The organism is Pedobacter sp. UC225_65 (assembly GCF_042698365.1).
In the GTDB taxonomy this organism is placed as follows: Bacteria; Bacteroidota; Bacteroidia; order Sphingobacteriales; family Sphingobacteriaceae; genus Pedobacter.
The window spans coordinates 2,901,609-2,913,626 of sequence record NZ_CP170550.1 but is presented as its reverse complement, the minus strand read 5'-3'; the positions used below and the strand labels follow the sequence as shown (position 1 = coordinate 2,913,626).

General features: G+C 38.8%; 15 protein-coding genes, 1 tRNA gene and 2 pseudogenes. 9 read left to right on the top strand and 9 right to left on the bottom strand.

Translation table 11 applies throughout. The annotated features are described in order from the left end of the window. The first annotated feature begins 4 nt into the window (after positions 1-4). On the top strand, positions 5-1,501 hold the full coding sequence (locus ACFJIZ_RS15305) for a SusD/RagB family nutrient-binding outer membrane lipoprotein (RefSeq protein ID WP_379085806.1): 1,497 nt from the start codon (positions 5-7) through the stop codon (positions 1,499-1,501). 70 nt (positions 1,502-1,571) lie between these two features. Then, positions 1,572-2,231 (top strand): hypothetical protein, encoded by a 660-nt coding sequence (locus ACFJIZ_RS15300; protein WP_379085803.1) that lies wholly within the window; start codon positions 1,572-1,574, stop codon positions 2,229-2,231. A 68-nt stretch (positions 2,232-2,299) separates the two neighbouring features. Here ACFJIZ_RS15300 and ACFJIZ_RS15295 read toward each other — a convergent pair whose 3' ends face one another. The 3 genes from ACFJIZ_RS15295 to ACFJIZ_RS15285 are packed head-to-tail and all read right to left on the bottom strand — an operon-like array spanning position 2,300 to position 3,640. Continuing rightward, on the bottom strand, positions 2,300-2,629 hold the full coding sequence (locus ACFJIZ_RS15295) for a 2Fe-2S iron-sulfur cluster-binding protein (protein ID WP_055131232.1): 330 nt from the start codon (positions 2,627-2,629) through the stop codon (positions 2,300-2,302). Between the two features lie 2 nt (positions 2,630-2,631). Continuing rightward, complete coding sequence (locus ACFJIZ_RS15290) at positions 2,632-2,895, bottom strand: hypothetical protein (RefSeq protein WP_379085800.1); 264 nt, start codon at positions 2,893-2,895, stop codon at positions 2,632-2,634. Then, the gene (locus tag ACFJIZ_RS15285) at positions 2,885-3,640 is read right to left on the bottom strand and encodes an NAD(P)/FAD-dependent oxidoreductase (protein WP_379085798.1); all 756 of its coding nucleotides are present in this window, start codon (positions 3,638-3,640) and stop codon (positions 2,885-2,887) included. Before ACFJIZ_RS15285 ends, ACFJIZ_RS15290 begins: the two co-directional genes overlap by 11 nt. A gap of 164 nt (positions 3,641-3,804) precedes the next feature. Here ACFJIZ_RS15285 and ACFJIZ_RS15280 point away from each other — a divergent pair, with 164 nt between their 5' ends. From ACFJIZ_RS15280 to ACFJIZ_RS15265, 4 genes are all read left to right on the top strand, one after another. Then, entirely contained in the window at positions 3,805-4,362 is a 558-nt protein-coding gene (locus tag ACFJIZ_RS15280) for a hypothetical protein (RefSeq protein ID WP_379085795.1), read from the top strand. Between the two features lie 50 nt (positions 4,363-4,412). Then, positions 4,413-5,162 (top strand): UDP-2,3-diacylglucosamine diphosphatase, encoded by a 750-nt coding sequence (locus ACFJIZ_RS15275; RefSeq protein WP_379085792.1) that lies wholly within the window; start codon positions 4,413-4,415, stop codon positions 5,160-5,162. Between the two features lie 180 nt (positions 5,163-5,342). Continuing rightward, positions 5,343-6,416, top strand: a complete 1,074-nt coding sequence (prfA, locus tag ACFJIZ_RS15270; RefSeq protein WP_379085790.1) for a peptide chain release factor 1 — start codon at positions 5,343-5,345, stop codon at positions 6,414-6,416. Positions 6,417-6,509: 93 nt separating this feature from the next. Next, a tRNA-Asp gene (locus tag ACFJIZ_RS15265) sits at positions 6,510-6,583 on the top strand. 54 nt (positions 6,584-6,637) lie between these two features. Here the strand turns inward: ACFJIZ_RS15265 and ACFJIZ_RS15260 are convergent. Beyond that, complete coding sequence (locus tag ACFJIZ_RS15260) at positions 6,638-6,895, bottom strand: hypothetical protein (RefSeq protein ID WP_379085787.1); 258 nt, start codon at positions 6,893-6,895, stop codon at positions 6,638-6,640. Between the two features lie 147 nt (positions 6,896-7,042). After that, entirely contained in the window at positions 7,043-7,390 is a 348-nt protein-coding gene (locus ACFJIZ_RS15255; protein WP_379085784.1) for a DUF5655 domain-containing protein, read from the bottom strand. Between the two features lie 190 nt (positions 7,391-7,580). On the opposite strand from ACFJIZ_RS15255, the pseudogene ACFJIZ_RS15250 reads away from it, so the two are divergent. Further along, positions 7,581-8,928 (top strand): annotated as a pseudogene (locus tag ACFJIZ_RS15250) (Gfo/Idh/MocA family protein). Positions 8,929-8,967: 39 nt separating this feature from the next. Here the strand turns inward: ACFJIZ_RS15250 and ACFJIZ_RS15245 are convergent. The 3 genes and pseudogenes from ACFJIZ_RS15245 to ACFJIZ_RS15235 form a co-directional block, all read right to left on the bottom strand. Beyond that, positions 8,968-9,786, bottom strand: a complete 819-nt coding sequence (locus tag ACFJIZ_RS15245) for a substrate-binding domain-containing protein (RefSeq protein WP_379094060.1) — start codon at positions 9,784-9,786, stop codon at positions 8,968-8,970. 95 nt (positions 9,787-9,881) lie between these two features. Beyond that, positions 9,882-9,959: pseudogene (locus ACFJIZ_RS15240) on the bottom strand (hypothetical protein); the annotation flags it as partial. 163 nt (positions 9,960-10,122) lie between these two features. Continuing rightward, the gene (locus ACFJIZ_RS15235; protein ID WP_379085781.1) at positions 10,123-10,470 is read right to left on the bottom strand and encodes a hypothetical protein; all 348 of its coding nucleotides are present in this window, start codon (positions 10,468-10,470) and stop codon (positions 10,123-10,125) included. 133 nt (positions 10,471-10,603) lie between these two features. On the opposite strand from ACFJIZ_RS15235, the gene ACFJIZ_RS15230 reads away from it, so the two are divergent. Further along, positions 10,604-11,131 (top strand): superoxide dismutase family protein, encoded by a 528-nt coding sequence (locus tag ACFJIZ_RS15230; protein WP_379085779.1) that lies wholly within the window; start codon positions 10,604-10,606, stop codon positions 11,129-11,131. An 85-nt stretch (positions 11,132-11,216) separates the two neighbouring features. After that, positions 11,217-11,753 (top strand): ExbD/TolR family protein, encoded by a 537-nt coding sequence (locus ACFJIZ_RS15225; RefSeq protein ID WP_379085776.1) that lies wholly within the window; start codon positions 11,217-11,219, stop codon positions 11,751-11,753. 68 nt (positions 11,754-11,821) lie between these two features. On the opposite strand, the gene ACFJIZ_RS15220 is transcribed toward ACFJIZ_RS15225, so the two are convergent. Next, positions 11,822-12,016 carry a hypothetical protein gene (locus tag ACFJIZ_RS15220; protein WP_379085773.1) on the bottom strand — a complete coding sequence of 65 codons (195 nt, stop codon included), beginning with the start codon at positions 12,014-12,016 and terminating at the stop codon, positions 11,822-11,824. Positions 12,017-12,018 lie beyond the last annotated feature (2 nt).

Sequence of the window (12,018 nt, the reverse complement as noted above, 5' to 3'; positions counted from 1 at the left end):
AAAAATGAAAAGAAAATTTTTAAACTATATCAGCATTTTAGCATTAATATTGATTGCTAGCTGTAAACCCGGAGATTTTGGAAATATCAACATCAGCCCCAACTCTCCTTCAACTGCCCAGACTTATTTATTACTGACCAATGCAGAGCGTCAAGTTGGTGGTTTGGTAAGTTCAGTAACGGGTAGGTTATTTACCCAACAGAACTCGGAAACTTTATATACTTCTGAATCTCGTTACCAATTAAAAGTATATGATTATTCAGCAGCATATAATAACATGTTGGAAGATTTGGTTTTAATCATCAAGTTAAATACTGATGCTGAGACTAAAGCGCTACCTAGTGTAATTTCTGGAGGTTCTAATGCCAATCAGATCGCTGCTGCCCGTATCTTGAAAGCGTTTGTTTTTCAAGCGATGACAGATCGTTGGGGTGATATCCCTTATAGTGAGGCTTTGCAAGGCTTGGCAAAACCTCTGCCTAAATTTGATACACAACAAAGTATCTACACCGCTTTATTTAAGGAATTGAAAGAAGCAGGAGCTCAGTTTGATAATGGAGCCGCTTTAAAAGGTGACTTTATCATGGGTAACTCTAATGCTAAATGGAAAAAATTTGCTGCACAGATCAGAATGAACATGGCACTTCGCCTTTCTAAAGTTGATGCCGCAACTGGTAAAGCTGAATTTAATGCAGCTTTGGCTGATGGTGTGTTGGCATCAAATTCGGATAATATTTTTTATCCTTATTTGTTAGAGTCTGCTAATGAGAACAACATGTACAACAACTATAATGTAGCTAAACGTTACGATTATACAATTGGTAAACCATTGTTAGATTATTTACAAACCAATGCTGACCCTCGTTTAGCTGTATATGCAGAGAAAAACAATGCAGGTCTATATGTAGGTATGCCTTATGGCATTACTCAAGGTCAGGCAGGTGCTTATACCATTGGTGCGTTTAATACTGCTGGTGCATTTGTTCCTGGATCTGTTTCTGCATTCGGTTCTAAATTCAGGTTGCAAAACTCACCTGTATCTATCTATACTTACGCAGAAACTTCATTTGCTATTGCTGAGGCTTATAAATTAGGTTGGATTACAGGAACGCCTGATGACGTAAATGCTGCTGCAAAATATACTGCTGGTATTACTGCATCATTGGCACAACATGGTATTACTGACGCTACAGCTGTAGCAACATATTTAGCGCAACCTAATATCGTTTACTCGCCAACAGATGCGATCAAGCAAATCCTAACTCAAAAATGGGTAGCAAACTACCAAGGTTATGGATTTGAGGCATGGGCAGATTGGAGAAGAACTGGTTTCCCTGTTTTATCACCATCGCCAGCACCACTAAATCTTGGAGGTCAAATTCCTAGAAGATTAGGCTATACAACGAATGAGGCAAGTTTAAATGCTAAAAATTATGCTGAGGTAATTGCTAGACAAGGACCAGATGAACTAAATACACGTATTTGGTGGGATAGACCATAATCAATAAAATTTGCTTATATTAGATAAGGGGGAGGTTTTGCTTCCCCCTTTTTACTTAAATTTAATCATGATGAAAAAGAAACTGTTTTTTTTACTCTTGTCAATCAGCATATTGATAGGAGTTGGTGATAGATTATACGCTCAAGTTGTTTCAATCAATAATGTGCCTGGAACCAAAATAAGAAATACGGATGGTTATGAAGGCATTGAAGGTTCTCCTTATTTCAATAAAGATTGGTTAAGCGGACAGGTGGTTCTGGTATCTGGAAAAGAAGCAAAGATGGATTACCTGCGCTATGACATGCTGGAAGATAAACTTCTTTTTTCTGATGATAAAAAACAAGCTGAATTTGCATTTGCAGAACCCGTTAGGGCTTTTACGATTAGGGGTGCGGTATTCCAAAATAACTTCCCTAGCATTGGTGATTTCACTACTGCCAGTTATTATCAGGTAATTGGCAAAGGAAAATTTAGTTTGCTTAAAAAAGAGGCAAACACCATTGGAGAAAGGACAGCTTACGGAACACCAGCCATCCGATATTTTAAAAAGAATACCAAATACTATATCTATGATGGTAAAAAAATGGCAATTGTAAAAACAGATTCGAAATCTCTTGCTGAAGCCTTAGGGGTAAAAAAGGAAGACATTGAAAAGTATGCAAAGGAAAATAAGCTAGACTTAAAAAACGATGCAGAATTGAAGACTGTTTTCGAGAACTTCTCCAAGTAGGAGAGATTAGTATAACAAAAAGGGGCGATTTTAAATCGCCCCTTTTTTATAGAGTTATGTTTTTTCGATTAGTCCATTGCATGGAGCCTTACTTTGAGACCTTCCATTGCTGGGCTCAATTGAAGTTGACAAGCCAACCTAGAATTGGGCAATAAGTCTGGCAAAGTATCTAACATGGCATATTCATCATCTGTCATCTCTGTCAGTTTATCCTCACCTTCCATCACATCTACGCAACAGGTAGCACAAAGAGCCATGCCACCACAAGTAGCGAGGATATCATATTCGCTGGCCTTTAAAAATTCCATTAAGCTAAGCCCCATGTCGGTAGGTGCAATCAGCGTGCTGATGTTTCCTTCCCTGTCTTCAACCTGTATAGAAATGTCGTTTGCTTCCATTTTTAAAATTCAGTTACACCATTTACGGTGGTATATTTCATTGTATATTTAATACCAGGGTTCATGTACTGATATGCACTGTGGCTCATCAAAGCAGCCTCATGAAATCCACATAAGATCAACTTTAACTTGTTGGTGTAGGTGTTAATGTCGCCAATTGCGTAAATACCCGGAATATTCGTGCTGTAGTCGTCTGTGTTTACCTCAATGGCACTTTTACTTATGTTTAAATTCCATTGCTCTATAGGGCCTAATTTAGGGCTCAAACCAAAAGAGGATCAAATGATCTGCTTCATAAGTTGTGGCTTCCATAGTTCGGTTATGAATCACTTCTACGGCTTCTAGTTTTCCGTTACCTGAAACAGAATTTAAATTGCTGTTCAATACCAGGTTAATTTTTCCACTTTCGGCCAATTCCATTACTTTGTTTACAGAGTCTGGGGCGCCACGGAAACTTTCACTTCTATGTACCAACGTCAATTCAGAAACAATGTCTGCCAAAAAAATGGTCCAATCCAGCGCTGAGTCTCCACCGCCTGCAATCACCATTTTTTGCCCACGATACTTCTCTGGATCTAAGATCATATAGTTTACACCCCTTCCATTTTCAAATTGCTCTAAGCCGGCAACAGCAGGTTTACGTGGTTCGAAACAACCTAAGCCTCCTGCAATGACTACAACTTTAGCTTCTATAATGGTACCCATATTGGTAGTGAGTACGAAATCTGCTTCGCCACGTTTTTCCAAGCCTTCAATTCGCTCACCTAAGGTATAACCAGGATGAAAAGGTTTGGCTTGCTCTACCAGGTTGTCTATCAGTTCTTGTGCTAAAACAGTAGGATAACCTGGGATATCATATATAGGTTTTTTTGGGTAAATTTCTGAAAGTTGACCCCCAACTTGTGGCAGGTAGTCAATTAAATGACAACGCATTTTTAATAGGCCAGCTTCAAAAATGGCAAATAAACCTACGGGTCCGGCGCCAATAATGGCTATATCTGTAGAAATCATGTGTTAAATTTTGTGCAAATTTACAAAATAAACTCGTAAACCATATTGCTTATTTAGATGTGTTCTAGATAAAACTTTCTTGAAAAGAAGTTCTGCGAATGTGTTTGGTTAAATATTACTAAAAAATGATAAGTTTAAATTAAATTTCATTCAATTTATAGTAAATGAAGCATAAGATCTTGATTTTTATTCTGCTGCTAATAAATGCTGTTGTTGCGCAAGCGCAGTACAATAGCAAATTAGCATTGAAAATAGGTGTCAGTTATATTTTTACTGGTAAAAATACAGAAATTAAATCTGGTCTGGATTTTAAGACTGCCCTTACCTATCGTGCATCCGATTATATTTACGTAGGCCCACAACTCAATTTAAGCAAATTTTTTGGTGCTGATAAGGTGAAATATAAAAATCCGACCTATTTCGAAATAGCGCCATTATTAGCATTAGATCTAACAAGGTTGATCAATAAACCAGTTGACCTTGAACCTCAAAATACAAACATCCTACTTGATTTTTCGGCCGGATTTAACATTGATAAAAATACAAGCAATAGAAAAAGATTTAAGCTAAGTAGGGTCAATATAGGGGCCGATTTCTTTTCGAGTAAAGTTGTAAATGGAAAAATGTTCTTAAATACTGGTTTTGATTTCTTTTTGAACAGAGAGCAGATCAGAAATTCAATCAACCTGGGTTTGGGTGGAACAATTGCATTAAAGAAGTAGCGGTAACTAAGTTCTGCTGATTTTTTAGCTACCTTTGGAACTCGTAAAACATGGATAAAAAAATTTATTTCGCTTCCGATTTCCATTTAGGCGCACCTAATTACGACGAAAGTCGTAAAAGGGAAGCACTGATTGTGTCTTGGTTAAATTTTATCGAACCAAGCTGTAGTGAACTTTTTTTGATGGGTGACGTATTTGATTTTTGGTTCGAATACGGAAAGGTTATTCCAAAGGGATTTATCCGGTTGCAGGGAAAATTAGCCCAAATGGCGGATTCGGGTATCAAAATCTATTTCTTTAAAGGCAATCACGACATGTGGGTGAACGATTATTTCACAAAAGAAATAGGCATAACGATCATTAGCGATGAATTGGTTATCGAAAGAAACCATAAAAAGTTCTATCTGCACCATGGAGATGGACTAGGGCCTGGGGATACAAAATATAAGTTTTTACGCAAGGTATTCAGGAATCGTTTCTGCCAATGGCTATTTGCGGTGCTACCACCACGTATCGGATTGTTTATTGCCAATGGCTGGTCTGGCAGCAGTAGGGTAGCGAACGATAAAAAAGAGGTTTTTTTAGGAGAAGAGAACGAATGGCTAGCCATTTTTGCCAAAGAGGAACTCCAGAAAGAACATTATGACTATTTCATCTTCGGACATAGGCATTTACCATTGGATATCAAATTGACCAACAACAGCCGCTATGTAAATATAGGCGAATGGATCAACTACAACTCTTATGGTGTTTTTGATGGAGAAGAACTAACATTGGCCTATTTTACCCCAAACACTTAAACGCTGATATTGCACTTTCAGCTTTAGCCATTAATTCGTATTTTTGCAAGCTTGTTGCACGGGTTGTTGTGCAATAAACCTGATTGAAGCGAAAAGGTACATTTCTAATGGGCCTTGGTGCGTAAAGCAGGGCTTGCTTTGTGCTGTGTAGCGAAGCAGATTTTCAAATGAAATTAGATTATGTTAGAAAAATTAGAAGCTATAAAGCTGCGTTGGGAAGATGTAGAGGAGCAATTGAGTAACCCTGATACCATGCAGGACATGAAACGTTTTGCAGCTTTAAATAAGGAATATAAAGACTTGGGCAAAATTGTGGATGAATATAAGACTTACAAAAATGTGATGAGCAATATAGACGCCAATAAAGAGATCCTGAGTACAGAGAAAGACCAGGAGATGAGAGAGATGGCCAAAGAAGAGTTGGACTTATTGTTGGTGCAGCAGGAAAAAATGGAAGAAGACATTCGATTGATGTTGATTCCGAAGGACCCTGAAGATGCCAAAAATGCTGTTTTTGAGATCAGAGGTGGTACGGGTGGAGATGAAGCTGCTTTATTTGCAGGGGACTTATACCGAATGTACAGCCGCTATTTTGAAACAAAAGGTTGGAAAGTGGAAACGGTTGATGTAACCGAAGGCACCGCAGGTGGTTATAAAGAGGTGATTTTAAAGGTGAGTGGCGAGGACGTTTACGGCCAGTTGAAATACGAGTCGGGTGTACATCGTGTACAACGTGTGCCAGATACAGAAACACAAGGCCGTGTGCATACTTCTGCGGCTTCGGTAGCGGTTTTGCCAGAGGCTGAAGAAATTGATCTATATATTAACCCTGCAGATATTGACCTACAGACATCAAGACCTGGTGGTGCAGGTGGACAGAATGTAAATAAGGTTGAAACAAAGGTACAACTGACCCACAGACCTTCGGGCATTGTAGTGGTTTGTCAGCAGGAGCGTTCGCAATTGGGTAACCGTGTAATTGCGATGGAGATGTTGCGTAGCAAGCTGTACGATATTGAATTACAGAAGAAAAATGGTGATATCGCTGCCAGACGTAAAACGATGGTATCGACAGGAGATCGTTCGGCAAAGATCAGAACCTACAATTATCCGCAAGGAAGAGTGACCGATCACCGCATTGGTTTAACACTTTATAACCTAAATGGAGTAATGAATGGAGAGGTACAAGAGCTGATCGATGCTTTACAGTTTGCAGAGAACGCAGAGAAGATGAAAGAAGGCGCTGTAATTTAAGGGATTACAATTATTTTCAAATTTTTGTTGTAAAATAAATTAAAGACACTATATTTGCAATCCCAATCCGAAAGTGATTTTGTTTTGGAGAACGGTTCGGTAGTTCAGCTGGTTAGAATGCCGCCCTGTCACGGCGGAGGTCGCGGGTTCGAGTCCCGTCCGGACCGCAAAAAGCATCATCTGTTGAAGATGATGCTTTTTCGGTTTAATAGGGATTTTGTTTACTTGAGCCGCTTCGGTAAAAAACTCAATACCGCCCCTTTAAAATTAGACAGGATATCCCAAAACCTTCTGTTGCTGTCAATTTCACTTTCTCCACACTCGATCGTATCACTTCTGTTGATAATGAAATTGGCGAAATCCGCTATCAATTGGAGTTGGATAAGATTTTTGATGGCCTTGGCCAAATGACTGGCATAAACGTGCCCCCAGATTTCAATCACCATCGAATCGACAGTAATGTCCAGTTCTGTACCCATAAAGTCCAAGTAATCTTGTTTGATCAGGCTAGCTAAAACTAGGATCGTGCATCGATATCTTTTGATAAGTATCTTTTTAAAGCTTTTGGTTCTTTGATGATGATTAACTTTGCTGTAAACTCCACCAACAACCTACAATTATTTAACTCATATACTTTTTCCATTTGCATAGGCTTGTTGCATGTAATCCAATACTTCTTCATTGATGTCTTCTGGATGATAAAGCCTCAAATGGTGGTTGTAATCTGTACTTCCCGGCACAAGGACAATCTTTCTAAAACACAGGTTATCGGTAAAAGGTTTTTTAAATGGGAGTACGATGTCGATGAAGTCTTTCCCAATGTTGATGACATAAGCAAAGCGTCTGTCACCGACAAGGGCAATCATCGATTTGGTAGCTTGTAATCTAATCTCCCCAATGGTTTGATAACTATGGATAAAATGGTTGAAGAGATGGATGGTCTCTTCTTTTTTGCCAATCAAAAAATCACCCACAGTTTGGTCCCCGCAATAATGTGGTTGGTTGTTATGTTTAAAACTTTGGTTACAAGAAATACAGGTCCACATGGTTAGGTGCTAAATTATCAAACGTTTGCGTTGCCAAAACAAGGTGCTTCGCATAAATGGGAAGGCTAAATTTTTTACCTTACATTTAAATTTTATACACCTCAACCAAAAATACAAAATGGAAAGAAGAGATTTTATTAAAAATGGCGCTTTGGCTGCCGCAGGTATAAGCATTTTACCTACAGGTACATTATTTGCAAAAGACAATGGCAAAGTAAGGCTAGGTTATATTGGTGTTGGCGCAAGAGGCATGAGCCATATTAGTGAAGGTATCTTAAGAGATGATGTAGAAGTGGTGGCTATTTGTGATACACAAGAAAGTTCCCTAAAAATCTGTAGGGAATTTATCGCCAAAAAAGGAAAGCCAGCCGCAAAAGAATATACTGGTGGAACGGATGCCTATAAAGCTTTGTTAGATCGAAAGGACATTGATGCGGTAATCATTGCAACACCTTGGCAGTTTCACCATGCGCAGGCTATTTATGCCATGAATGCCGGTAAATATGTAGGCTGTGAAGTAATTGCAGGTTTAACGGTTAGCGAGCATTGGGATATCGTAAATACCTCAGAGAAAACAGGGATGCCTTATATGACTTTGGAGAATGTTTGTTATAGACGTGATGTAATGGCAGCATTGAACATGGTTAGACAAGGTCTGTTTGGCGAATTGATCCATTTAGAGGGTGGTTACCAACACGATCTGCGTGAGGTATTGTTCAACAACGGCAAGCAATATTATGGCGGTGGGGTAGAATACGGACCAAAAGCATTGAGTGAGGCACAATGGAGAACACAGTTCAATATAGGTCAAGATGGGGATCTTTATCCAACGCACGGCGCTGGACCAGTAATGCAATATGCAAATATCAATAGAGGAAACAGGTTTACCAATTTGGTTTCTTTCAGTTCGAAGGCACGTGGTTTGGCCGATTATGTAGAAAGTAAATCGCCAGGGCATCCCAACGCGAAGATCAATTATAAAAATGGTGATGTAACCACCACACTGATCAATTGTGCAAATGGCGAAACGGTAATGCTGTCGCACGATGTGCATTTGCCGCGTCCATATTCTTTGGGCTTTAGGGTGCAAGGTACCAATGGACTTTGGATGGATGTGAACCGATCAATCCATATCGAAGGAACCTCAAAACCACATGCTTGGGAATCCTGCAAAAGAATGGTTTGATAAATATGACCACCCACTTTGGAAAAAATATGAAAAGGAAGCCGTTGGAGCTGGACATGGTGGCATGGACTGGTTTGTATTCAATGCATTTATATCTGCAGTGAAGGCCAAAAAACAGACGCCTATTGATGTATATGATTCGGTAACGATGAGTGTGATTACTCCACTTTCAACGAAATCACTGAAAGAAGGGAACAAAACACAAGAATTCCCAGACTTTACCAAAGGAAAATGGAAGGCCAGAAAGAATACCTTCGCATTAGACGATAGCGGATTTTAAATCCTCATAAAAAAGGCCAGTATTTACTGGTCTTTTTTGTTAATCTTTAGAACTTTCGATCAGTTGCGATTCGATCATCATCTTATAGTAGGCTTGGGGTTCTTCCTTCGTTTCTGTATTTAAAATGTCCAATAGGGTGTCAATTGCCTTTTGACCCTGTACGGCCGGAAATTGCTCAACAGAGGCTACTGGCGGATGTTCCATGAAACCAATAACGGGAGAGTTGGCATAACTTACAAACTCTATGGTGTTGTTGAGGTTTAATTGCGATTTAAAAGCGTATTTAATGGCAAATGCTGATACATAATCATTAAAGGTGACAATGGCCGTCGGTTTGCGTTTATGGTTCAATAAAACGTCTAATGCCGTTTTGGTGCTTTCTTCGGTTAGATCACAATTGACGATCAAGGTTGGGTCAAACTTGAGTCTGTTTTTTTGTAAGGCTTTTATGTATCCTTCCTTTCTTTGTCCGCTGGCGATAAGTGTAGTAGGGCCATTGATCAATCCAATACTGCGATGCCCTCTTTTTAACAAATAGTTAACAGCCTCTATGCTTCCGGTTTCTATATTGCATGCCACATAATGGATGTTCTTTAAAGGTGGGATCCGGTCAAAAAAGACAACAGGGATATCGTATTTCTTTAATTGTTCAAAATGCTCAAAGTTTGAAGTTGTTTTGGCCACAGACACCAATAGTCCATCAATGCGATGGTTCTTCATTTTTTCAACCAATTGTTTCTCCCGATGTTCATCATCATGAGACTGTGCCAATAACACGGTATAGTTTCTTTTATAGGCAATGTCTTCAATGGCACTAATGGCCGAAGAGAAAAAAGCTTCTGCCAGTTCTGGTAAGATAACGCCGATGGTAAATGTTTTTCCTTTCTGAAAAAGATCGCAGTTTGATTGGGTTCGTAATCCATCTCTTCTGCCATTTGTTTAACCTTTTGTTGCGTGCTTAGGCTAATGCTTGGATGAGCATGTAACGCCCTAGAAACAGTTGATATGGATAAGTAGAAGTTTCTTTGCAATTTCTTTAATGGTTATCGGTTTCTTCATCATCGGCCTGTATGCCCTAGGGACTTCCCGAAGATAAATATTTTTTAGCTGTTTTTTAAATATCAAACGTTTGCGTTAAATTTAATTTAAAAGAAAAAGGCCTCATTTAGATGAGGCCTTTTTCTTTTAGCGTTTTTAACAAAAAAGCTCTTGTTCATCTCGGTCTGCTACTGGAAGCTTTTTTAAAAAATCGTCAAATGCAGGTCCGGCATTATCCGTATAAATTCCATAAGCATCCAAGATGTAACCAATGTTCTTGTCTTTATCTTCAACAAGATAAAGTACCGAGCTATCGGCAGGATCAGACATGCCCTCAAAACGATAGGTTTTTACGATGGTCAGATCTTCTGGTTTATATATTTTGTTAAGGTTGGCCGATTGCATCTTGCCATGATCAGACATCCTGATTTCATTGTCTTTTCCTTTAAGTCTTAGTTTTTCTAATATCTGACTTAATGTATTCATTTCTACTGGCTGTTCCATGATTTCTACTATTTATATATCGTAAAACAAAGGCAATCGGAATTGGTTTTTTATTTCATTAGAATATTTGAAGGCTATTGAAAAAACCAAATCCTTAAAGTATTGTTAGTGAAGTAACTAAATAATAATGGATATGAAAAAGTACTTGATCTTAGCGGGAGTTTGCATTTGTCTTGCATTCAATTCTTGCGCACCAACCACCAAAGAAATTGCAAAAGCAACACTTAATTCAACTTCAACCAATAAGGCTATTGGTACAGCAAAATTTTATAGTCTGGCAGATGGACAAATAAAAATGGACCTGGAAATTAACTTTCCAGAAAGAGCAGATAGTACAGTAGCCGTACACTTTCATGAGCATGGCGACTGTGGCAATATGGGCGAGAACACACATGGTCATTGGAATCCTACAAATGAAATGCATGGTAAATGGGGTTCTGCCGCTTACCACTCGGGCGATATTGGCAATATTAAATTAGACCATAAAGGCCATGGTACGATATCGGTAAGCACCAATAGATGGAGTGTAATTGCGAACGACCCTAATAATATCATCAATAGGGCAATTATCGTACATGGGGGAACGGATGATTATACAACACAGCCAACTGGTAATTCTGGACCAAGGGTAGGGTGCGGTGTAATAGAGGAAGTGAAATAATTTTGTCTAAGGGCGACAGATTTTTTATTTGTCGCCTTTTATGTAATCTCTTGTCAAAATACATCCTGTTTAAAAACTGAACAAGATGGCAACATTAAACATTCCCCAAAATGGCAAGGCTATAAAAGGGAGAACCAAAAAAACGCTTCCAAGTGTGGATCTAACTGCAATGGTGAATCTAGCATTTTTATTGATCACTTTCTTTATGCTCACTACCTCATTGGCCAAAATGAGGGCCATGGATGTTGTAAAGCCCGTGCCTATAGAAAATATACAAGACTGGGCAGATTATCCAGCATCGAGGACAATGACCGTGCTGCTGGGCAAGAATAATACAGCTGTTTATTACATGGGAGAACCTGCTAAAGCAGAAATGAAAACCATCAGTATGGCCAACATCAAAACGCAGATTGCCAAAAACAAGCAATGGGTTGCACAATTTCATCAAAATAATGTGTCAAAATATATGATTGTGATCATTAAGCCAACACCTGGGGCCAACTATAGAAATTTTGTAGACATCATTGATGAAATGTTGATCAATAAAGTAGAATCTTATGCCATAGACGATAAGAACATTACACCTCAGGAAAAGGCTTTTATGCAGCAAAAAGGCATTTAAAGTTTAAGATAGATTGAAAAGACATAAGGCTCGGCATCAATTTTCGACTGCCGAGCCTTATTTATGGTTTAGCTATCACCATTAGCTGCGGCGCAGGCAATTTCAGCATTTCTGCTACATTCTTCTTCAGTTTCGCAAGAAATGCATACGATAGCACCATTGCTGCACATGATCATTACAAATTCTTCTCCTGTACCACCAACAATCGATTTTAACTCTGCTCTGTTTAGGGTTTTGCCCAAATTCATGTTCTTTTTCATCATTT